This window comes from Type-C symbiont of Plautia stali (genome assembly GCF_059730935.1).
Genome location: NZ_AP035923.1, coordinates 59645 through 80099 on the forward strand (window position 1 = coordinate 59645; position 20455 = coordinate 80099).

Consider the following 20455-nt stretch of genomic DNA (forward strand, 5'->3'; position numbering starts at 1 on the left):
GAGCCGTGAAAAGCGGGATTAGCGCAGCGGCTGGCTGGAGCCGCGCACAATCAGTTCACCGGAGAAAACCTGCTCGCGAATCGGCTGTTCGCTGCCTTCGATACGCGCGATCACCTGCTCCAGCGCGGCATAGCCGATCTGCCAGGTGGGCTGCTTCAGCGTGGTGATACCGACGCCAGCCAGCGCCGCCCACTCCAGTTCGTCAAAGCCCAGCAGGCCAATGCTCTCGCCCCAGCGCAGCGTCAGGCGCTGTAACGCCCGCGCCACCTGTAGCGTCAGCGCACCGTTGGCGGCCATCACCGCGCAGCGTTTGCCCGGATGGCGCTGATGAAACGCCTGCAGCACCTGTTCCAGCTGCGCCGGCTGATGCAACACCACTTCGGCATTCTCTGCCACCACCTGTGGCGCGCCGCTGATGGTATCAAAGAAGGCGGCGAGACGTTCGCGGCGGGTATTGACGCTGCCGAGCGGTTCACTGAGAAACAGCAGCGCTTCATAGCCGTTATCCAGCAGATGCCGGGTGGCGATGCGGGCGGCCTCCGGGTTGTTGAGCCCGACCACGTCGCAGGCGAAGTCGGGAATTTTGCGGTCAATCAGCACCATTGGCAGCATCGACTGCTGCAGACGGTTGAGCACCTCTTCGTGCATCCCGACCGCATTCACCACAATGCCTTCCACCTGATAGCTGCTGAGCAGCTGCAGGTAGTGCTGTTCGAGGTCAACTTCGTTGTTGGTGTTACACATCAGCAGCGTGAAGCCGCGCGCGCGGCAGGCGGCTTCAATGCCGCTCAGCACATCCACCGAGTAGGGGTTGGTGATATCGGCAATGATCAGGCCTATCAGCCGGGTGCGGCCGCGTTTGAGTCCGCGCGCCATCTGGCTGGGGCGGTAGTTGAGGTCGGCAATCGCCTGTTCGATACGGGCTTTCAGATCCGGCGAAAGCAGATGAACTTCGCCATTCAGATAGCGGGAAACGCTGGTTTTACCGGTTTTTGCCGTGCGGGCAACGTCACTGATTGTGGCTCGTGGCGGCCTGGTTTTCATCACATACACCTGATTAATTGCATCAGGCGAAGACTATCACAGCGCGGCACTCGCGCAATCACTGTGCGTCAGAAGTGAGGCGCAGCATTGGCTGCCACAGCGTCTGTAACTGCGCGGGCGGCGCGCCCTCCAGCAGCTGCAGCACCATTTCGGCGACGCGTTCGCCAATCCGCTGCTGTGATGATTGCAGAATCGCGTTGACCGGTTGCGTGATAATGGAGTCGTGCGGCAGACCATCGTACACGTACAGGGGAATTGCCTGCGCGCCGCTCAGACGCCCGGCCTGCTGCAGGGCAATCGCTGCGCCTTCGCCGAGCGGGCTGCAGTCGGTGATGATGGCGTCAGGCTGGATAACGTGCGCCAGCCAGGCACGGGTTTGCTGATAGCCCGCGCGGCGCGAGGGCGGCAGCGCGGCCATCCAGCCAGCCTGCTGCGCGCATGGCGTGGCGGGCAGCGCGTCGATAAACCCCTGCCGGCGGTCAAGAATGTAGGTGCTGGGCTCGTTACCACCGAGATAAGCGATGCGCGTATAGCCCTGCTGCTGGCAGTGCTGCGCCGCCAGTAGCGTTCCGGCATGGTTATCATAATCAAACCAGGCGTAAGGCTGCGGCAGCTGACTGCGCCCCAGCGTAAGAAAGCGAAAACCCTTCTGCTGCAGGCGCTGCAATCGCACATCCTGCGGCGTGGTATGGGTGACAATCAGCGCGTCCAGCACGCCGCTGCGCAGCATACGCAGCAAATTGCGCTGCTGATCCTGCGGTTTGTCGGGGAGCAACAGCAGATCGATCTCGTGCAGGGCGAGACGCTGATCGAGCGTCAGCAGCATTTCACTGTAGTAGCTGTCGTTGAGTGAGGCATTGCTGACCGGGAACACCAGCCCGACCGCATTGGCACGGCCGGTCTTCAGGCGACGCGCGGCGGCATTCGGGCGATAACCGCGCCGGTCGGCTTCCTCTTCGATGCGTTTACGGGTAGCAGCGGCGACATCATCAAACCCATTCAGCGCGCGGCTCACGGTGGTCACAGAGAGGCCAAGGGCGGAGGCGATAGCTTTGAGTGACATGATGGCTTTCCACTGATCAAATTTTGATCACGCTAGCATAAAGTCATCGCTGGCTCTATCGTCCGGCGACGTTTACGCGTTATCTGCTGCTTTGCGCGTCAATAAGCGCGTAAAACGCGTCAAAAGCCGGCCTGCAGCGGCAGACCGGCCTGTGCCTTAGCCCAGCGGACTCAGGGTAATTTCGACGCGACGGTTTTGTGCTTTACCGGCTTCGGTGCTGTTGCTGGCGACCGGGTTATCCGGGCCCATGCCCTGGGTACGCAGGCGGTTCTGCGCCACGCCCTGCACGATCAGCGCGCTGGCAACGCTTTCTGCACGCTGCTGCGACAGGCGCATGTTCAGCGCGCGCGTGCCGGTGCTGTCGGTAAAGCCGACCACGTTGACGGCGGTTTTCGGATACTCTTTCAGCACCATCGCCACGCCGGTCAGCGTATTCGCGCCGGCCGGTTTCAGGTTGGCGCTGCTCGAGTCAAAGGTCACGTTATTCGGCATGTTCAGCACGATGTTATCGCCCTGACGCGTTACGCTGACGCCGGTGCCGCGCATCTTGTCGCGCAGTTTGGCTTCCTGCACATCCATGTAATAGCCGACGCCGCCGCCCAGTGCCGCACCGGACGCTGCGCCAATCAGCGCACCTTTACCGCGATCTTTCTTCGACGAAGAGAGCACGCCCACGCCAGCGCCCAGCACCGCGCCCAGACCCGCGCCGATGCCCGATTTCCCGGCCTGCGATTCGCCGGTATAAGGATTGGTGGTACAACCCGACAGCGCCACGCTGCCGCTCATTAACAAGGCCAGCGCCAGTACACGCTTTTTCATGAAAAAGTCCCTCATACGGAAACGGGGAAAATGCCCCAAAACGGCACTATTATGCCGTTCAATGATGGGGAAATTCGTGAGGCGCAGTCTTAATTTGTAAACTTTTGCCTTAAAGATTATCGGGATGGCAGAAACAGCTGGTTTGATGATCGTTAATCAGCCCACAGGCCTGTAAAAAAGAGTGGCAGGTTGTAGGCCCGACGAATTTAAAACCACGCTTCTTAAGCGCTTTAGACAGCGCAATAGCCGGTTCGGAGGTGGTGGGCGCCAGTTTATAATCCGCGTAACGGTGCAAAATCGGCTGGTTATCGACAAATGACCAGATAAAGCGGGAAAAGTCTTCGCCGGTGGCCTCCAGCGCCAGCAGCGCTTTGGCATTATTGATGATGGCTTCCAGCTTGCCGCGATGGCGGATCAAACCGCTGTTCTGCAGCAGGCGCAGCAGATCGGCCTCATCCATCAGCGCCACCGCCTGCGGATCAAAATCATGAAACGCCTGGCGGTAGTTCTCGCGCTTTTTCAGCACGGTGATCCATGACAGACCAGCCTGTTGCCCCTCCAGACACAGCATCTCAAATAAGGCGCGCTTATCGGTCTGCGGCACGCCCCATTCCATGTCGTGGTACGCCAGATAAAGCGCATCCTGTGTTACCCAGCCACATCGCTGCATTGCATCACTCCCTAAGCATGAGGAAAAAGCGGTCAGTCGCTTGACGTTTGAAAGAATCGATTAATAGTTAATCAATGGGTGCCGATAATAACGTCATGGACGTTCGCGCTGCAACCGGGTGAACGCTTCAGGATCATCATCAATTTCAAGGCCAACCCGATCCCTTCCGGCTCGTCAGGAGTCTTTCATGTGGCAGAACAGTCAGCGGACCGGCCAGCGTCTCCTTGCGCTGGCCTTTAGCGGTGGGTGGCTACTGGTGGCGGCCCTGCCGGCGCACGCCTGGGATCAGGCCAGCGAGAGCAGCGCGCCGGATTACAATGCGATACTTGCCGAAAAAATTTCCAGTAATCATCTGATGTTGACAGAAAACCGCGAGAGCGATTTGCTTGATGCCGCGCTCAATCCGCCCGGCGGCGGCATGGCGCTGCACAGCGAAACGGCCAGCGTCGGCAACTCGCCGCTGGTGAACCGCTACTCGGCAGGCTGGAACCTGCCGATGAATGACCGCCTGCGCACCGGTCCGGTGGCGCAGTTTGCTGTCGATGATTCCACCCTGAGCTGCGCCGCCTGCGCGCCGGTCGATCGTAATAACGCCGAACACATCGCTTCACTGGGCTGGCGCGTGGATTCCAGTTTTGGCTGGATATCGCCGTGGGCGCAGGTGAGTTACAGCCATCAGCTCAGCTTCGACGGCACGGCCGCGCCACGCGATCGGCCGGAAGAGATGAACCGGGAAACGAACTGGATGGATGTCAGCGTCGGTGCCCGTCTGCCGCTCGGCCAGAACATGGCAGCGTTCGCCTCCTTTGCCCAGACCGGCGCGGTCAGCAGCGGCGAACAGTTCATTTACAACCTCGGTGTCAGCGCCAGCTTCTGAAGCGGCATGAAATGAGAAGTGGTGCCAGCCAGCGGAAATATAATAAGCGCGCTAATTATTTTCTGATTTGGTATCACAATGCGCGAAAACATTATTCTTATTAGCCGCGAACTGGCGGCCTTTATCATCAGTGGATTGGTGCTGGTCTTCTGTATGGCGATGGTCTACATCGACGTCAACTGGATGAACGATGCACTGCACGAAACCTCTTTCACCGAAGCGACACAGGAGCTGATGCTGGCGGCCATTGCCGCACTGTTCTTCCTCGCCGCCTGGCAGCGACCGCAGCAGCGCAGCGCGCTGATCCTGGTCGGTGGCTTCTTCAGCTGCATGCTGATTCGTGAAATGGATTTTCTGTTCGACGTGGTGCAACACGGCGCATGGCTGTGGTTTGCGCTGGCAACGACCGCGGCCTCGCTGGCGATGGCGCTGCGTCAGCCGCGGCAAATCCTGCCGGGCCTGGCGGCACTGCTGCAGCATCGCAGCTGGCAAATGATGGCCGCCGGGCTGCTGGCGGTGCTGGTGTTCTCGCGGCTGTTTGGCATGCATGAGCTGTGGCAGCAACTGATGCTGGATGGCTATAACCGCGTGGTGAAGAACATGGCGGAAGAGGGCAGCGAGCTGTTTGGCTACAGCCTGTGTCTGGTGGCATCGCTGCGCTATCTGTGGCAAACCCGCCCGGCGCTGGCAACGGCCCGCGCCAGCCGTCGCGTGGTCAGCATTGAGGCGGCTGAAGCGCACTTCGCCTCGCGCTAAATCCGCGCGGTTTTATGGCGATCCCCGGTGCTAAAACAGGTACACTGACCGCTTAGCACCGGGTCGCCGGTGCACCGGGTGAGTCAACGTCAGGTTTCTTCATGTCAGTCAAAATCTTATCTTCAACGCTGGTGGGGCTGGACGGCTTTTGCCACGATCCCCTCACCACGCTGCAGCAGGCCGATAACGGCACGCTGGCGGTGCTGCACAACAATGTTCCGGCCTTTTACGCGATCACGCCGCAGCGCCTCGCGCACCTGCTGGCGCTGGAAGCAGCGGCGCAGCAGCCGAATGATGTCACGCTGGACGACAGCCTGTTTCACAGCGACGCCGCGCCAATCGCCGTGCCGGTGGGCAAGTTCGCCATGTATCCGGGCTGGCAGCCGGACAGCGACTTCCAGCGCCAGGCGGCGATCTGGGGCGTGGCGCTGAGCGAGCCGGTGACCGCCGCAGAGCTGGCGGCTTTCGTCGCCTACTGGCAGGCGGAAGGCCGGCTGTTTCACCATGTACAGTGGCAGCAGAAACTGGCGCGCAGCGTGCAGATGAACCGCGCCGCCAACGGCGGTCAGCCAAAGCGCGATATCACCCAGATCAGCAATACTGATTATGATATTCCCGATGGATTCCGAGGTGAGTAATGAAAACGCCGAACGATCTTTTCAGTCGCCTGAAAAAAATCATGCCCGCGGATGTGCAGCCAAAGTTTAAAAACGGCGCCGAGCTGCTGGCGTGGAATCAGGAGCAGGGCCGGCTGCGCTCAGAAGCGATTGTGCGCGAAAACCGCGCCATGAAGATGCAGCGCATCATGGGCCGCTCCGGCATCCGTGAGTTGCACATGAACTGCTCGTTCGACAACTACCGCGTCGAAAATGACGGCCAGCGCAAGGCGCTCAGTCTGGCGCGTGAATACGCCGCCGGGTTTGAGAACAGCATCGCCAGCTTTGTCTTCTCCGGCCGTCCTGGCACCGGTAAAAACCATCTGGCGGCGGCGATTGGTAACGATCTGATTCTGCGCGGTAAAAGCGTGCTGATTGTCACAGTGGCCGATCTGATGTCGAGCATGAAAGGCACCTTCAGCGGCGGCAGCGACCTGACCGAAGAGCGGCTGCTGCAGGATCTCAGCCATGTCGATCTGCTGGTGATCGATGAGATCGGCATGCAGAGCGAATCGCGCTACGAGAAAGTGATCATCAATCAGATTGTTGATCGCCGTTCGTCGTCAAAGCGGCCGACCGGCATGCTCTCCAACCTCGATCCGGCCGGCATGAATACGCTGCTTGGCGAACGGGTGATGGATCGCATGCGCCTCGGTAATAGCCTGTGGGTGCGTTTTGACTGGGAAAGTTACCGCAGCCGCGTGCGCGGCGACGAGTATTGATACGCGGCAGAAGCGGTAAAAACCCGGTTTTACCGGCGATTAACCGCCGGTGCGGGCTGCTAAACTTACACCTATTACTCTTTGTCAGGTGAGGGTGCGATGAAAGCAGCCGGGAAAGGACCAGCGGTACTTCGACTGAACAACCTCAAACGGGTGATGACGCAGCTGCGCACCACCCGCATCACTTCCCGCCAGGATCTGGCGCTGGCGCTCGACCTGAGCAAAAACACCGTTTCCCTGATTATCGATGACCTGCTGGCGCAGGGGCTGATTCACGAGCTTGGCCCGGTCAGCGTGGCTGCGGCCGGTCGGCCCAAAATTGAGATCGAACTGCGCGCGGGTCAGCTGAAAAGCGCGGGCATCATGGTGGAGCGCCAGGCGATTCACTGGCGGGTGTGCGACTACTTTTCGCGCGTGGTGGCCGAGCAAACCTGGCGCACCGAAACGGCCGATGCCGACGGGCTGCTGCACGAGCTGACGGAAGTGTGTCAGACGCTGCGCGCGGCGCATCCGGCGCTGCTGGGCGTCGCCATCGGTTTTCCCGGCATCATTGATTCTCAGCGCGGGCGGGTGCACTTTTCTGCGCCGCTCGGCTGGCAGGATGTCGATGTGCTGACGCCGCTGCGGCGCGGCGTTGAGCTGCCGCTGCGCATCATGAATAACGTCAAAGCGGCCGCGCTGCTTGCGGTGCAGCAGCTGGAGCTCAATAAAGCGCAAAGCCACTTTTATCTGCGCATCGCCGACGGCGTGGGCGGCGCGCTGGTGGAGCGCGGTGAGGTGTTCAGCGGCAGCAGCTGGACCGCTGGTGAGATTGGCCATCTGAGCGTGCAGCCCAACGGCGCGCGCTGCAGCTGCGGGCGACAGGGTTGTCTGGAGACGCTGGTCAGCCTGCCGGCGATCCAGCAGCAGCTGGCCCGGCGTAAGCCCGGCTTACGCTGGCAGTCCGGCGACAGCGAGCCAGAGATCGTGTATGAGCTGATGGCGCAGACCGGCCGCTATCTCGGCCATGCGCTGAGCCAGGTGATGCAGCTGGTCAATCCGGCCAGCATCATCATTGACGGCCCGTGGAATGCGCAACCGGCGTTTGTGCAGGCGGTACAGCAGGCGGCACAGGCCGGCACGCTGGCGTTTACCTTTGCCCATACCGCGCTGCACTTTCTGCCGCAGCGCATCGATCCGGCCAACGGTCTGGCGCTGGCGGTGATTGAGCACTACGAACGAGCGGTATGACCGGCGGAGCAGCGTTTCTTTTTTGACTCGCCAGCGGGCATAATACGTTGATTGACAGGCTCTCTTTGCGGAACGCGCAATGAAAACGCAGCGCATCACTCTGGACGATATTGCGACTCTCGCAGGGGTCACCAAGATGACGGTGAGCCGCTATCTGCGCACGCCGGAAAAGGTCAGGGCGGAAACGGCGGCGAAAATCGCCAGCGTCATGGCCGAAATCGGCTACGTCGCCGAACAGGAAAACACCGCGGCGTCGCGGCACCCGCCGCCGCGCATCGGCGTACTGATCCCCACATTCAATAATCAAATCTTTGCCGATCTGCTGGCCGGTATCGAATCGGTCACCAGCGCCCACGGCTATCAGACGCTGGTGGTCAACTACGACTACAATCCGCAGCGCGAAGAGGAGCAGATTGCCACGGTACTGGCTTTTAACGTGCAGGGATTGATCCTGACCGAGTCGGTGCATACCGTGCGCGCGGAAAAGTATCTCAACGCGGCTACCATTCCGGTCGCCGAAGTGATGGGACTGAGCGAGACGCGCGGGCGCATCAACGTCGGCTTTGATAATTACCGTGCCGGCTACGACATGACCGCGATGCTGCTGGCCAGCGGCAAACAGCGGGTGATTTATTTTGGCTCAATGTCCGACCGCCGTGACCAGCAGCGCTATGCCGGCTATTGCGATGCCGTGGCGGCGGCCGGATTGCCGGCCGGACGCATCGTTCCGAACAAAGTCTCTTCGGTGTCGATTGGCACCGGCATGATGACGCTGGCGCGCCAGCTCTATCCGCAGATGGATGCCATTCTCTGTACCAACGATGATCTGGCGGTCGGCGTGCTGCAGGAGTGTCAGGCGGCAGGCATTGCTGTGCCGCAGGCGCTGGCGATTGCCGGATTCCACGGACTGGAGATTGGTCAGGCGACAACGCCGCGGCTGGCCAGTGTGATTACACCGCGCTTCGAGATGGGCAAAGTGGCAACGGAAATTGTGCTGAAGAAAATTAACCAGCAGCCCACCATTGAACAGGTGGATTTGCATTATCAGCTGTCGATGGGCGCCACCATTTGATCGGTGGCGCTTTGGTGCAGGCGCGACGTGCGCCTGCATAATTAACGCTTAGTCGCGTGCAGCGGTGGGCGGCACAATCGACGGCTGAGCGTGATGGGTGCGCTTCAGGAAACGGCTCTCCAGCAAATTCCACGAGGTGTAAGCCAGCGCCAGCGTCATCACAATTGTCAGCCCCAGGCCAGCAAACGCGTTGGCATCGAACACACCGAAATGCTGCAGCACCTGAATAATCGGCCAGTGATAGAGGTACATGCCGTAAGAGAGATCGCCGTACTGGCTGATTTTAATCTCTTTACACAGGCTGGTGCAGAACAGAATCACTACCGCCGAAAACGCCACCGGCTCAACGATAAACGCGTAATCTGTGCTCTTGAACAGCAGGAACACCACCAGCGACACAATGGTGATCTCTTTCAGGCGGTCAAAGGTTGGCTGATGCACCGCCAGCAGGCTGCCAAAGAAGAAGTAGGACGACAGCGCAATAAACTGCTTGGCCAGCGTATCGGCTTTCGGCCCGCCGTACAGCGCGGTGAAGTAGAAGTACCAGGCGCAGGAGATAATAAAAATCACGCTCCACACCTTCAGCGGGCTTCGCTTCAGCAACGGCACGATAAAGGGCAGCAGCACGTAGAGCGTCAGCTCGGCTTTGATGGTCCACAGTGAACCATCCAGCGGCTGATTTGGGTTGTCGGTAAACACGCCCGGCAGCGACGGCTGAATAAAGTTAAGAAACGAGAAGTTGGCGACCAGATATTTAAGGGTTTCTTTATTTTTCAGAAAATCCATCAGTGGCAGAGTGGTAAGACACATGCCAATCACAAAACACATGATGATGGTGAAAATATAAGCCGGCAATATACGTTGCGCGCGCTTAATAAAATAGGATGTCAGCGATTTACTTCTTAAGTAACTTTTTGCAATAAGAAAACCACTTATTGCGAAAAATCCTTTGACGGCAAAATCACTATTGAGAAAATGCGCCAGAAAACGGATATCGGCGTTTCTCGTCACCTCAGCGGAATGCACCAGCATTACGATAAAGGCGAGGGAAAGTCGTACGATGTCAAAATTGTTTTTTTCGTTCATGTCAGCATTCTTTCATTGAGTGACGACGTGCCAGGAAAAGCCATGAAAGACTTTGCATGGTTGCTTCGGAATATTCTTATCACAGGTGTTCTGCGTGAGCAGATGCAATCTATTAGAATTTTAATCCTCATAAAAAGCAAGCAATGTTCAGGACCAGTAAAATATTCGGATTTTCCCTGGATGACGATGAGAAAGGGCTTATTAATGAAAAAACGCTAACCAGTTGGCTAGCGTTATTTCTGGACCTAACGGAACAGCTGGAAGGTGCGTGACACCTCATAGCCGACAATCGACTGCTTGCTCGATACGGTGTTGTAGTAGAGATAGTACAGCACCATCAGAATGGTGACAGCCACGGCAAGCACCTTCTTCAGCTTTCTGGTTTCCCAGATACACAGCGAAATAAGCACCGGCTCCACCTGCAGCAAATAGTTCGCCAGACGACCACCAGAAGCGTAATCCTGTAGCGCCATCCTCAGGCCACTGCCGATGGCAAAAGTGATCACCAGAATGTAATAGGTATTAAACTTTTCCGGGTCGAAATTTTTAATTTTGTCGCTCAGCAGCATGTAGCTGAAGATAAACACGAAGCCGATGTTCTTCAGGTTAGACAGCGTCAGAATACCCTGTTCCTGGCGAGAATCGGCATCGGCATAGCCCATGGCCCTGTCGCCCAGCGCACCGAGGTGGCTGGAGAGCGCGGCGATCAGCGCTGAACTGCCGAGAAACGCCAGCGGCAGGCTGGCGACCACGATAGCAATCGGGATGTATTTGTTTTTACGCACAATCATCGCCAGCGGAATCAGCAGCGCGACAATCGCGGTGGCGTGGCTGATAAACGACAGGATGAAGGTGGTGATCATGCCAGACTTGCTGCGCCGCGACATGTGCCAGACGAAGCCCATTAAAAACGCCGAACATAAACCGAAGCGAATCTGGTTCATGTCTTTGTTGATAAACAGGTGCGCAGAGTAGACGGCGAGGGCCACCAGCGGCAGCGGTGTCAGCTTACGGAAGTAGTGCGCGTTGACACCAACAGCGATGACCGCGAAGACAAAGATGAAAATGTCCGGATTAGCGGTAAAGATGCGTGTCGCACCGGCAATGGCGTAAATGGCTGGTTCATAACGGAATTCCACGACCGCACGCCAGAAACCTTCGATAATAATTTTATCGATAAACTGGGCATAGAAGTCGCGATACTGGAAGTCATCAAGGCCGGTTCCCAGGCCACGAATACCGCCAAAAGTAAAAAGTACTACAACGGCAACAAAATAAAGCCACGTCCTGATTTGCGCTGTGTTTTCATTTTTACTTAACATGATTTCGACAATAGCGACGAAAGTCAGGCTAAGACTTATGATCCAGTAAATTCCCATGGTCACAGATTCTTATAGTTTAAAATTCACTTATAACATACGGCCTTGTTAACGTAAACATGAGAAAAGTCTAATTTTTCCTGGTCCGATATTATATTGAATAGGTTTTGCCATATTTATTTGCTACCGTTTCCACAGACATTTTTCGATGAGTATGTTTTTTTCATTATCTCGCGGGGAGCCGGAGCGTCACTGAGCGATTTTATCCGCTCAGTTTGACTTTTGTTACTGTTTTTATTCAGGATTTGGAGCCAGTGCGATGAGAGGGTTGCGGATATTTAGCCTGTTTTTTTTACTGTATCTTCCGGCCGCGTTTGCCAATAAGGAAATTCCGATCTGGCCAGATGAAGTGTCAGCAAATAATAAATTTATTAATTTTAGTAAAAACCCGGCCATTAATAACCGGGCTGTTACCCACGTCGATGCGCCACAAATGATTTATGTTCCGGCAACAGGAAAAAATAATCATGCGGCGGTGCTAATCATTCCCGGTGGGGGTTTTTCTTATATTATGAAAGATCTTGAAGGGCTGGACGTGGCCAATGTGCTCAGCCAGCAGGGCTATGCTTCATTTGTGTTAATTTATCGTCTGCCACACGACGGTTCAGCGCAGTATCGCCAGCAGGCTTTTGCCGATACCCAGCGAGCGCTGCGGCTGATTCGGGCCAATGCGCAGCAGTACCAGGTAGCGCCTGACCGCATTGGCGTGATGGGCTTTTCCGCCGGTGCCTTTCTCGCCGCCAATCTGAGCAACACTCCCGATGAAGCTAACTATCAGGCGGTCGATGCGCAGGATAAGGTGTCGGCGCGCCCGGATTTCAGCGCGCTTATCTATCCGGTGCTGTCGCTGAAACAGGGCGTGACCCATCCAGGCACGCGCGCGGCGCTGTACGGAAAAGATCTCAATGCCCAACAAATGGCGCAGTTTTCGCAGGAAGATCGCGTCAGCGCACACACGCCGCCGACTTTTCTGGTGCAGGCGCTGAACGACGGCACCGCCTCACCGCAAAACGCGCTGGGCATGTTCAGCGCACTGCGGCAGAACAAGGTCAACGTGGAGCTGCATCTGTTCCAGCAGGGCGGTCACGGCTTTGGCACCGGCCAGAAGCAACATCTGCCGGTGCAAAACTGGCTCACCCTGTTCCACGCCTGGCAAAGCAGCCTGGTGAAGCGGTAAGCGGGATGTTTATTGCTTTACAACACGATTGAACGGCAGCCAGCAATCAATGGCCAGCTGTAGCTGCTCGATACGCGTAGTCAGGCCAGCCAGACCCACGCTGAGCAGGTCGCCATCGTGCGCATCGACGCAGGCTTGCTCCAGCTGCTGGCAAAGCTGATTGATATCTGCCGCATAGATAATTTGAGCTGCGCCGGCCAGTCGGTGCAGCGTGCGTGCCAGCGCGGGCCACTGCTGCTGCGCCAGTTCCTGCTGGGCCTGTTGCAAATCGCGCTGATTCTCTTCGCATACCCTGAGCAGCAGTTTTGCCACCATAACGTCATCGTGGTGCACCATGGCGCGCAGCTGCGGCAAAGACAGCAATGCCGGCAGGGCAGCAGGCTGCGCCAGGGCAGCGTTAAGCTGATCCGGATGCAGCGGCTTAAACAGGCACGCATCCATACCAGCCGCGAGGCCGCGTTCGCGCGTCTCAGCCAGTGCACTGCCGGTAAGTCCGATGATTTTGTGACGATAACCACGGCGACGTAACACACTGGTCAGCGTAAAACCATCCATCTGCGGCATATGGCAATCGGTGATTACCGCGTCAATCTGCTGTGTTGCGATGATCTCAGCTGCGAGGTCAGGCTGGCCGATCGCGGTAACACGATGCTGCAGCGCTTCCAGCTGACGGGTCAGCAGCAAACAATTCGCCGGATGATCGTCAACCACCAGGATATGCAGTGCCGGCACGGCGGGCGGCGCATCAGTCGCGCACAGGGTTACCGGCGGCGGTGCGCGACTCGGTAGCGGCAGCGTGACGTGAACCAGGGTGCCTTCACCCGGCTCGCTGTGCAGGCGCATGCTGCCCTGCATCTGTTGCAGCAGCTGCGCGCTGATCACCAGTCCCAGTCCGCAGCCGGTTTGCTGACGACCGGCTGTGGTCTGCGCAAACGGCTGAAACAGCTGTTGCTGCTCCTGTTCACTGATGCCAATGCCGCTATCCTGCACTTCAATTTCCAGCACCAGTTCGCCAGTGGCGTTTTGCTCACCGCTGAGATACACCGCCACGTTTCCCTGCGGCGTGAATTTAATGGCGTTGCTGATGTAATTGGCGATCACCTGACGCAGGCGCGGCGCATCAACCCAGACTTCAAGATCAGGCAGCGTAGTGTGATAGGTAAGCGTAAGGTTTTTTTCATGCGCCAGCCCCTGATAGAGCTGCAGTACCGGCTGGCACAGGGTCGCGATGCTATGCCACTGCGGTGCCAGCGTCAGCTGCCCGCGCTCAATCTTCGCCATATCCAGAATATCGCCCACCAGGCCGCTTAATGCCTGTGCCGATTGCCATGCAGTCAGCAGCGCCTCGCTGGCACCGGCCTTGCGCGCTTCCAGCGCCAGCAGGCCGATGATCGCGTTGACCGGATTGCGAATCTCATGGCTCACGGTAGCAACCCAACGGCTTTTGGCCTGATTTTCACGATCGGCACGATCGCGGGCGATCTGCAATTGCCGCTGCGCCCGGCGGCGGCGGCGGATTTCCCGGCCGCGCTGATACACCCAGAGCAGGCAAGCGAGGGAGACGACGGCTGCCACGCCCGCCAGCGCATAAAATGGCGTGCGATACAGTGGCCAGCTGCTGGCCGTCACCTCGGGCGTACCCTGCCAGCGGCTGGTGAGCTGCGAGATCTCACTGGGTAATATTTCATTCAGGGCCTTATTCATGATGCTGAGCAGCTCGGGATCGCCAGCGTGCACGGCGAAACTGATGTGAGCGGGCTGGGTGCCGACGCGCTGGACAATGCGCATCCGTCCGGAAAAATAGCGTTTGATCAGGTAAGCGGCGCCCAGCTGGTTATGTACCATGCCATCGGCTTTGCCTTCCACCACTTGCTGCATGCCGAGACTGGCGTTGTCCACCAGCTGTAGCTGTACTTCAGGATAGTGTTGCTGCAGCCAGCCAATGACCGGGCTGCCTTTCATTACGCTGATACGTAAGCCCGAGTGCAGCGCGGCGGGTGCACCCGCGGTAGCGGCAGTAATCAGCACAAACGGCGTGTGCAGCCACGGCTGGGTAAAACGGCCTGGCCACTGCGCGTTATAGGAGAGTGCGGCCACCATGTCGATTTTATGCTGTTGAAGCTGCATCAGGAGCGTGTCTTCGTGATACTCCGGCACGGCGACAAAATTGATACCGGTGCGCAGGTGGATTTGGTGCAGCAATTCGGCACTGATGCCCTGAAACTGGTTACGCCCATCCAGCAGTGCCAGTGGCGCAAAAAACGGATTAAAACCCACGCGCACGCTACCGTGCTGCTGTAGCCAGCGCTGTTCAGCAGCCGTAAGTGCCAGCGGTTGCTGCAGACGCCAGATGTCCGGGCGCTGTGTCCACTGGCGTGAGATCGCGCGATGCTGCTCTGCGGGGATCGCCGCGATGACGCGATTTATGGCACGCAGCAATACCGGCCTGCGCTGACTGACCAGTAGGCGACTGGCATCCTGTGCGCGTGGGGCGAGAATGTCGGCCAGCGCCAGCTGATTGAGGTAGTTGCGTTCAATTAAAAAGCTGGCGGAGGTCAGATTATCGAGCGCGTAATCCGCCTCGCCGGTCGCCAGCGCCGACAGTGCGACGCGACTGGAGGCATAACGCATGATGTGCGCCTGAGGAAATTGCGCCCGGATTACGCTGTCGCTGAGATAGTGCTGGTCCACCGCCAGTCTGACTGGCGCTGCATAAGGCACCGGCTGCATGGCACGATCGCGCTGGGTTACCACCACCGGTCGGTTGATCAGCAGATTCTGTGAGGCGTCCAGCTGGGCGTTGGAAGGCACAGTGTTCCCGGCTTTGCTAAACAGCATATCAGCCTGGTCGGCAGCGATAGCGGCCAGCGCCGCGTCACGATCGGCATAGCGCAGCATCTCTATCCGCATGCCAAGTGCCTGGCTAATCAGCCGGGCGTAATCAGCAAATACGCCTTCCACGTTTTTTTCCTCGGATGACATATCAAGGAAGGTGAGATAAGGCGGAATATCAGGCGCCCACAGCGCAATGCGCAGCGTGGGCAACTGACGCAATACCTGCCAGTCGTCCTGCGACAGTTGCGGTATCAGCGGTGCCAGCGGTTCCCGCTCCAGCGGAATATAGAGCTGTGGCATCGGCTGCGCCACCGTGGGGCTGCAGCACAGCACCAGTCCGATAAACATCAGCAGACGGATCATGAGGCTTCCATTTGATTGCGGTGTACGAAAGCAAATAAATCACTCATGGTTTTGCAGTGCAGTTTATCCATTAACCGGCTTTTATAAGTGCTGACGGTTTTATTACTGACGCCCATCCGCGCCGCGATGCGCATATTATTCAGGCCCTTAATAATGTGATGAAAAACCTGAAACTCCTGTGGTGACAATGATTCAATCATTTTTTTCTCCGCCAGCGTGCTTTCCTGCTCCATTTGCTGCATAAAACCGCCCAGCGGGAAATAACCGTAACCACGTTGTGTCGCCTGAATAGCACTGGCGATCTCTGGCATATCGGTTTTTTTACTGACAAAGCCATTGGCGCCGCTGCGCAGGCTCTGCACGGCATACACGTTTTCATTTTTCCCGGAGATAACGATGATTTTTCCTGGAAAATACTGCTCGCGCAATGACTTAACCACTTCAATTCCGTCCAGCGACGGCAGGTCGATATCAATGATGACGATATCCGGCTGCTGCTGCTGAATCAACGTTACCGCTTCCCGGCCATCGGCGCTTTCGGCCAGCACTGTATGTCCATTTTGTTCCAGCAAATAACGAACGGCCATCCGCGCGATCGGATGGTCATCAACCACAACGACCTGAGCCATAGTTAACCTTTTCCTGATGAGTGAATGACAGGTCAAACTTTAGCCGCTCGTTGAATTATATATATTGCGTATGATCAAGAACAATAAAATAATTATTTGTAGTCTATGTCCTACAAGATTAAATTAATTATAAAAGGGAAATGGTTATTCCGCCTGGAGGAGTTATCTTTCCTGGTGGGAAATAAATATTCCCTTTCTGTCACTCAGTTCATTAATTAATTAACCGATGCCCAATCGTCTTTTCATCGTAATTTCTTTTACTGTGGCGGTTTGCCTTTTCCTATTGGCAGCATGATTAACGCGGATGTCTGGTCAGGGCGCCATCTACGCTCAGCCGGGATAAATTGTTGCCGCCAGCGTGGTTTGCTACAGTAGCGGGAATTTCAGAGGAAACGTCCATGCCACGCGATAACCGCCTGTCCCGCTCGCTGCACGCGCTCATTCATCTTGATCGTCACGTTAAACGCGCTACTTCCGATGCCATGGCAAAAATGCTCGGCACCAATCCGGTGGTGGTGCGTCGTATGATGTCAGGGCTGCGTGAAAAGGGGTATCTGGTGTCGGAAAAGGGGCACGGCGGCGGCTGGGAGCTGCGCGCGGACCTGCGCGATATCACGCTGCTGGATGTGTACCAGGCCATCGGCTCCCCGGCGCTGTTCAGCATTGGCCCGGCGGCCGATCCTTCGCCCTGCCTGGTGGAACATGCGGTGGACGCCCGGCTTGACCAGGCGCTGGGTGAAGCCGAAGCGTTACTGCTGCAGCGCTTCAGCCAGATTACCGTGGCGGACATCGCCGACGATTACCTGCAAAAAATGGCCAGCCTTGGGCTGGATCCGCACATCTTTCCGCGCTGCAGCGACTAACCCGCGCGGCCATTAATCCTGCTTCTGCAATTTGATCTGCGCGTCATGCTTCATCACATGCGTGGTGACGGCGGCCTGAAACACTTTAAACATCATACCGCTGACAAAGGTGGTCAGCGTCAGCGTGATGAAGGCTGTCATGATCCAGTCGACCAGCGGCCAACCGCTGTTCAGCAGCGTCGGGTGGTAAATCAGCATCGCGGCAAACACCACCCAATGGCTCAGGCAATAGAAACAGTGAAACAGATGGCCGAGCAAGGCGTGTTTGCGTGCGGTCCAGGCGCGCAAACCGGCAAACAGTTCGGTCTGTGTCATGGTCATCGCGATGCTGGCTGAGGCCAGCGCAATCGCCAGGCACACACCCATGTCAGAGAGTAAAAAGGCATGCATAGATTTTCTCCTTTGTGACGATTGGCGCAGCGGAAAGAACGGCGGCTTATCTTTCATGTAACTTACGATATTACATGATGTGCGCTGACGCAACAGCGTGTTCTCCCCGGCAGAGTAGTGATATGTAAATTGGCGAGTTATCGCTATTTATTGGCTTTATGCGCAAACACAGCCAGTCGTCCTGTTTTTACAATGTCCCAGATTGAGTCGCACCACGGCATCAGGAGGAGAGGATGGATATTCACGCAGCCTTTATGCATCAGCTGATGATGTGGATAGAGGCGAATATTGAACAAAAGCTCATGCTGGAGACGGTCGCGCGGCGGGCCGGTTATTCGCAGTGGCATTTGCAGCGGCTGTTCCGCAGCTATACTGGCGTGGCGCTGGGAGCCTATATCCGTGAACGGAAGCTAACGGCTTCCGTCATCACCCTGCTCAGCAGTAACACGTCGCTGATGCAGATTGCGCTGCAGTTTGGCTTCGATTCACAGCAAACCTACTGCCGCACCTTTCGGCGCATGTTTGACCTGCCGCCGGGCGCTTTTCGTCGCAAATACCGGCACAGCCTGCCACCGATTGACGGTCCGGCTAGCCTGCTGATGCTGCATTCGTAGAGTCGGCTGGCGTCGTAAAGTATTTGCCTGGCGTTGAGCCGAAGGCGGCGCGAAACGCGCTGATATAGCTGCTGACGCTGTCGAAGCCCACCTGCCAGGCAACCTGCTGCACGCTGTGGCCTGCCGCCAGCCCTTCCAGCGATTTCAGCAGGCGCGATACCTGACGATATTTACTCAGGCTCATGCCAACCGCGCTCGACCAGTGGCGACTCAGGCTGCGCGCGCTCAAACCAGCCCACTGCGCCAGCTCCGGCCCGGTGCGTGTATCAGCCGGATCGTCCATCAGCAGGCGTGCAATCTGCCGCAGCCGCGGCTCTTCCGGCAGCGGCAGGGTGAGTTCCTGCGGCGTGGATTCGTACAGTTCATCAAGAAACACCTGACCCAGCCGGGCATAGCGCGCACTGCTCCACAGTTCAGGCTCCAGCACCGCCAGCCGTTCAGCCAGCGGCTCCAGCACGGTCGGGCAGGAGAGCAGCACCGGCCGATCCGGCAGCGGCGCAGCCAGCGCTTCGTCAATCAGTACCGTCCAGCCCAGCACGCGCCCCGGCCCGACCAGGGCATGGTCAAACCACGGCGGAATCCAGCCGACCAGCCGCGGCGGATTAGCAAAAATGCCCGACGAGGTGTTCACCGTCATCAATCCCTGGCGCAGACAAAACAGCTGACCGGCGGCATGACGATGCGTGCGTCGCTCGCGATCCAGCTCCTTCGACAGTGACACGGCAATGACTTTGGGCGCATCCGGCCGCATCAGCCGCTGGCGCAGCTCTTCCTTACGCGGATCGCCAGAGAACGGAAGGTTGTCGGATGGATGGATGAGCATGGCTGGGCCTGAGTGGTGAGTGGCGGAAGATCACAGGAGTCGAACCTGCCCGGGACCGCTGGCGGCCCCAACCGGATTTGAAATCCGGCCGCCTCACCGGAGACGACGATCTTCCTTTGAAGATGCCGCGCAGTATAGCGGCAATTGGCGGCAAAATCTTGATCGCATCGGGCCGTTACTGCACCTTCTCGCCGTGATGCTGCCGATACTCCTTTGGCGTGGTGGCGTAGCTTTTCTTAAACACCGAATAGAAGTACTGCAGGGAAGGATAGCCGCACATCTGCGAAATTTCATTAATATTCAATGAAGAGCAGGCCAGCAGTTCACGCGCTTTCTCCAGCTTCTCCCGGTGAATCATGGCGTGAATGGTGTCGCCGGTCTCATCGCGAAAACGCTTTTCCAGATTGGAGCGCGACATGCCAATCGCATCCAGCACCTGTTCGACCTTGATGCCTTTACAGGCGTTAAAGCGGATGTAATGCATTGCCTGAATCACCGCCGGATCGCGCAGCGAGCGAAAATCGGTAGAGCGGCGGGCAATGACTTTTACCGGCGGCACCAGAATACGTTGCAACGGCAGCGTTTGCCGATCGAGCAGGCGATGCAACAGCTTGGCTGCCTGATAACCCATCTGGCGCGTGCCCTGGGCCACCGAAGAGAGCGCCACGCGGGACAGATAGCGCGTCAGCTCTTCGTTATCGATGCCGATTACGCTGAGCTTCTCCGGCACCGGAATTTTCAGGTATTCACAAGCCTGCAGCAAATGACGTGCACGCGCGTCGGTCACCGCGATAATGCCGGTCTGCGGCGGCAGCGTTTGCAGCCAGTCGGCGAGGCGGTTTTGCGCGTGCTGCCAGTTTTCCGGCGCGGTTTCCATCCCCTGATACACCACACCCTGGTAGCGCTCGCGCATCACTAGCTGGCGAAACGCCTGCTCGCGCTCCTGCGCCCAGCGTTTGCCACTGGCGGCGGGCAGACCATAAAACGCGAAGCGATGAATGCCTTTCTCTTTCAGGTGCAGAAAGGCACTCTCCACCAGCGCAGCGTTGTCGGTGGCGATGTAGTGCACCGGCGGATAATCCTGCTGCCGGTGATAAGAGCCACCAACGCCGACAATCGGCACCGGCACATTGCTGAGCAGGCTCTCGATCGAGCTGTCGTCGTAATCCGCAATGACACCGTCGCCCAGCCATTCGCGGATGTTGTCGATGCGGCAGCGGAAATCCTCTTCAATGAAGATATCCCAGTCGGTTTGTGAAGCCTGCAGATACTCGCCGACCCCTTCCACTACCTGGCGGTCATACACCTTGTTGGCGTTAAACAGCAGCGTAATACGGTAACGTTTTTCGTGCATCGTGGCGCGCTCCCTTAAACCTGTTGCGCATTG

Annotated in this window: 21 protein-coding genes and 1 tRNA gene; 10 read left to right on the forward strand and 12 right to left on the reverse strand. The window is 57.6% G+C overall.

What is annotated here, in order from left to right; genetic code table 11:
* Positions 1-18: 18 nt before the first annotated feature.
* The 4 genes from AC6I7J_RS00290 to AC6I7J_RS00305 all read right to left on the reverse strand — a co-directional run bounded on the left by AC6I7J_RS00290 (position 19) and on the right by AC6I7J_RS00305 (position 3596).
* Positions 19-1044, reverse strand: a complete 1026-nt coding sequence (locus AC6I7J_RS00290) for a LacI family DNA-binding transcriptional regulator (RefSeq protein ID WP_058758181.1) — start codon at positions 1042-1044, stop codon at positions 19-21.
* 58 nt (positions 1045-1102) lie between these two features.
* On the reverse strand, positions 1103-2107 hold the full coding sequence (locus tag AC6I7J_RS00295; RefSeq protein WP_104189516.1) for a LacI family DNA-binding transcriptional regulator: 1005 nt from the start codon (positions 2105-2107) through the stop codon (positions 1103-1105).
* Between the two features lie 156 nt (positions 2108-2263).
* Entirely contained in the window at positions 2264-2926 is a 663-nt protein-coding gene (locus tag AC6I7J_RS00300; RefSeq protein ID WP_021506888.1) for an OmpA family lipoprotein, read from the reverse strand.
* Between the two features lie 109 nt (positions 2927-3035).
* Positions 3036-3596 carry a DNA-3-methyladenine glycosylase I gene (locus AC6I7J_RS00305; protein WP_498006471.1) on the reverse strand — a complete coding sequence of 187 codons (561 nt, stop codon included), beginning with the start codon at positions 3594-3596 and terminating at the stop codon, positions 3036-3038.
* Positions 3597-3783: 187 nt separating this feature from the next.
* Here AC6I7J_RS00305 and AC6I7J_RS00310 point away from each other — a divergent pair, with 187 nt between their 5' ends.
* The 6 genes from AC6I7J_RS00310 (at position 3784) to AC6I7J_RS00335 (ending at position 8909) form a co-directional block, all read left to right on the forward strand.
* A complete protein-coding gene (locus AC6I7J_RS00310) occupies positions 3784-4473 on the forward strand; it encodes an autotransporter domain-containing protein (protein WP_058781879.1) in 690 nt (229 codons plus the stop codon).
* Positions 4474-4551: 78 nt separating this feature from the next.
* On the forward strand, positions 4552-5229 hold the full coding sequence (locus AC6I7J_RS00315) for a hypothetical protein (protein ID WP_059010246.1): 678 nt from the start codon (positions 4552-4554) through the stop codon (positions 5227-5229).
* A 101-nt stretch (positions 5230-5330) separates the two neighbouring features.
* Positions 5331-5867: a primosomal protein DnaT gene (gene dnaT / locus AC6I7J_RS00320; RefSeq protein ID WP_021506884.1), complete on the forward strand. Its 537-nt coding sequence runs from the start codon at positions 5331-5333 to the stop codon at positions 5865-5867.
* Entirely contained in the window at positions 5867-6607 is a 741-nt protein-coding gene (gene dnaC / locus AC6I7J_RS00325; protein ID WP_021506883.1) for a replicative helicase loader DnaC, read from the forward strand. The genes dnaT and dnaC overlap by 1 nt, the downstream gene beginning before the upstream one ends.
* A gap of 99 nt (positions 6608-6706) precedes the next feature.
* Positions 6707-7837 (forward strand): ROK family protein, encoded by a 1131-nt coding sequence (locus AC6I7J_RS00330; RefSeq protein ID WP_021506882.1) that lies wholly within the window; start codon positions 6707-6709, stop codon positions 7835-7837.
* A gap of 79 nt (positions 7838-7916) precedes the next feature.
* Positions 7917-8909: a LacI family DNA-binding transcriptional regulator gene (locus AC6I7J_RS00335; RefSeq protein WP_498006474.1), complete on the forward strand. Its 993-nt coding sequence runs from the start codon at positions 7917-7919 to the stop codon at positions 8907-8909.
* Between the two features lie 48 nt (positions 8910-8957).
* Here AC6I7J_RS00335 and AC6I7J_RS00340 read toward each other — a convergent pair whose 3' ends face one another.
* A complete protein-coding gene (locus tag AC6I7J_RS00340) occupies positions 8958-9995 on the reverse strand; it encodes an acyltransferase family protein (RefSeq protein ID WP_498006476.1) in 1038 nt (345 codons plus the stop codon).
* On the opposite strand from AC6I7J_RS00340, the gene AC6I7J_RS00345 reads away from it, so the two are divergent.
* A complete protein-coding gene (locus AC6I7J_RS00345; protein WP_215480992.1) occupies positions 9885-10214 on the forward strand; it encodes a hypothetical protein in 330 nt (109 codons plus the stop codon). The genes AC6I7J_RS00340 and AC6I7J_RS00345 overlap by 111 nt on opposite strands.
* A 26-nt stretch (positions 10215-10240) precedes the next feature.
* Here AC6I7J_RS00345 and AC6I7J_RS00350 read toward each other — a convergent pair whose 3' ends face one another.
* Entirely contained in the window at positions 10241-11317 is a 1077-nt protein-coding gene (locus tag AC6I7J_RS00350) for an EpsG family protein (RefSeq protein ID WP_223815726.1), read from the reverse strand.
* A gap of 490 nt (positions 11318-11807) precedes the next feature.
* Between AC6I7J_RS00350 and AC6I7J_RS00355 the strand changes: the two genes are divergently transcribed.
* On the forward strand, positions 11808-12551 hold the full coding sequence (locus AC6I7J_RS00355) for an alpha/beta hydrolase (protein WP_498006478.1): 744 nt from the start codon (positions 11808-11810) through the stop codon (positions 12549-12551).
* A gap of 9 nt (positions 12552-12560) precedes the next feature.
* Here the strand turns inward: AC6I7J_RS00355 and AC6I7J_RS00360 are convergent, their stop codons facing one another.
* Both AC6I7J_RS00360 and AC6I7J_RS00365 read right to left on the reverse strand, forming a co-directional pair.
* A complete protein-coding gene (locus AC6I7J_RS00360; protein ID WP_498006480.1) occupies positions 12561-15749 on the reverse strand; it encodes an ATP-binding protein in 3189 nt (1062 codons plus the stop codon).
* Positions 15746-16414 (reverse strand): response regulator, encoded by a 669-nt coding sequence (locus AC6I7J_RS00365; protein WP_249217989.1) that lies wholly within the window; start codon positions 16412-16414, stop codon positions 15746-15748. The genes AC6I7J_RS00360 and AC6I7J_RS00365 overlap by 4 nt, the downstream gene beginning before the upstream one ends.
* A gap of 362 nt (positions 16415-16776) precedes the next feature.
* Here AC6I7J_RS00365 and AC6I7J_RS00370 point away from each other — a divergent pair, with 362 nt between their 5' ends.
* Complete coding sequence (locus AC6I7J_RS00370) at positions 16777-17241, forward strand: Rrf2 family transcriptional regulator (RefSeq protein WP_058758169.1); 465 nt, start codon at positions 16777-16779, stop codon at positions 17239-17241.
* A 12-nt stretch (positions 17242-17253) separates the two neighbouring features.
* Here the strand turns inward: AC6I7J_RS00370 and AC6I7J_RS00375 are convergent, their stop codons facing one another.
* On the reverse strand, positions 17254-17631 hold the full coding sequence (locus tag AC6I7J_RS00375; protein ID WP_211724997.1) for a DUF1360 domain-containing protein: 378 nt from the start codon (positions 17629-17631) through the stop codon (positions 17254-17256).
* Between the two features lie 233 nt (positions 17632-17864).
* On the opposite strand from AC6I7J_RS00375, the gene AC6I7J_RS00380 reads away from it, so the two are divergent.
* Complete coding sequence (locus AC6I7J_RS00380) at positions 17865-18245, forward strand: helix-turn-helix domain-containing protein (RefSeq protein WP_498006481.1); 381 nt, start codon at positions 17865-17867, stop codon at positions 18243-18245.
* On the opposite strand, the gene AC6I7J_RS00385 is transcribed toward AC6I7J_RS00380, so the two are convergent.
* From AC6I7J_RS00385 to xylR, 3 genes are all read right to left on the reverse strand, one after another.
* Positions 18220-19068, reverse strand: a complete 849-nt coding sequence (locus tag AC6I7J_RS00385; RefSeq protein WP_498006482.1) for an AraC family transcriptional regulator — start codon at positions 19066-19068, stop codon at positions 18220-18222. The two genes, AC6I7J_RS00380 and AC6I7J_RS00385, sit on opposite strands and share 26 nt — an antisense overlap.
* A 20-nt stretch (positions 19069-19088) precedes the next feature.
* Positions 19089-19183: transfer RNA gene (locus AC6I7J_RS00390), tRNA-Sec, on the reverse strand.
* 60 nt (positions 19184-19243) lie between these two features.
* A complete protein-coding gene (xylR, locus tag AC6I7J_RS00395) occupies positions 19244-20422 on the reverse strand; it encodes a D-xylose utilization transcriptional activator XylR (protein ID WP_058775595.1) in 1179 nt (392 codons plus the stop codon).
* Between the last annotated feature and the right edge of the window lie 33 nt (positions 20423-20455).

Excerpts from the sequence above, each read along its gene's own strand:
- AC6I7J_RS00290 (WP_058758181.1), bottom strand. The coding sequence starts at position 1,044 with ATGAAAACCAGGCCGCCACGAGCCACAATCAGTGACGTTGCCCGCACG.
- AC6I7J_RS00295 (WP_104189516.1), bottom strand. The coding sequence starts at position 2,107 with ATGTCACTCAAAGCTATCGCCTCCGCCCTTGGCCTCTCTGTGACCACC.
- AC6I7J_RS00300 (WP_021506888.1), bottom strand. The coding sequence starts at position 2,926 with ATGAAAAAGCGTGTACTGGCGCTGGCCTTGTTAATGAGCGGCAGCGTG.
- AC6I7J_RS00305 (WP_498006471.1), bottom strand. The coding sequence starts at position 3,596 with ATGCAGCGATGTGGCTGGGTAACACAGGATGCGCTTTATCTGGCGTAC.
- AC6I7J_RS00310 (WP_058781879.1), top strand. The coding sequence starts at position 3,784 with ATGTGGCAGAACAGTCAGCGGACCGGCCAGCGTCTCCTTGCGCTGGCC.
- AC6I7J_RS00315 (WP_059010246.1), top strand. The coding sequence starts at position 4,552 with ATGCGCGAAAACATTATTCTTATTAGCCGCGAACTGGCGGCCTTTATC.
- dnaT (WP_021506884.1), top strand. The coding sequence starts at position 5,331 with ATGTCAGTCAAAATCTTATCTTCAACGCTGGTGGGGCTGGACGGCTTT.
- dnaC (WP_021506883.1), top strand. The coding sequence starts at position 5,867 with ATGAAAACGCCGAACGATCTTTTCAGTCGCCTGAAAAAAATCATGCCC.
- AC6I7J_RS00330 (WP_021506882.1), top strand. The coding sequence starts at position 6,707 with ATGAAAGCAGCCGGGAAAGGACCAGCGGTACTTCGACTGAACAACCTC.
- AC6I7J_RS00335 (WP_498006474.1), top strand. The coding sequence starts at position 7,917 with ATGAAAACGCAGCGCATCACTCTGGACGATATTGCGACTCTCGCAGGG.
- AC6I7J_RS00345 (WP_215480992.1), top strand. The coding sequence starts at position 9,885 with ATGCGCCAGAAAACGGATATCGGCGTTTCTCGTCACCTCAGCGGAATG.
- AC6I7J_RS00340 (WP_498006476.1), bottom strand. The coding sequence starts at position 9,995 with ATGAACGAAAAAAACAATTTTGACATCGTACGACTTTCCCTCGCCTTT.
- AC6I7J_RS00350 (WP_223815726.1), bottom strand. The coding sequence starts at position 11,317 with ATGTTAAGTAAAAATGAAAACACAGCGCAAATCAGGACGTGGCTTTAT.
- AC6I7J_RS00355 (WP_498006478.1), top strand. The coding sequence starts at position 11,808 with ATGATTTATGTTCCGGCAACAGGAAAAAATAATCATGCGGCGGTGCTA.
- AC6I7J_RS00360 (WP_498006480.1), bottom strand. The coding sequence starts at position 15,749 with ATGATCCGTCTGCTGATGTTTATCGGACTGGTGCTGTGCTGCAGCCCC.
- AC6I7J_RS00370 (WP_058758169.1), top strand. The coding sequence starts at position 16,777 with ATGCCACGCGATAACCGCCTGTCCCGCTCGCTGCACGCGCTCATTCAT.
- AC6I7J_RS00375 (WP_211724997.1), bottom strand. The coding sequence starts at position 17,631 with ATGCATGCCTTTTTACTCTCTGACATGGGTGTGTGCCTGGCGATTGCG.
- AC6I7J_RS00380 (WP_498006481.1), top strand. The coding sequence starts at position 17,865 with ATGGATATTCACGCAGCCTTTATGCATCAGCTGATGATGTGGATAGAG.
- AC6I7J_RS00385 (WP_498006482.1), bottom strand. The coding sequence starts at position 19,068 with ATGCTCATCCATCCATCCGACAACCTTCCGTTCTCTGGCGATCCGCGT.
- xylR (WP_058775595.1), bottom strand. The coding sequence starts at position 20,422 with ATGCACGAAAAACGTTACCGTATTACGCTGCTGTTTAACGCCAACAAG.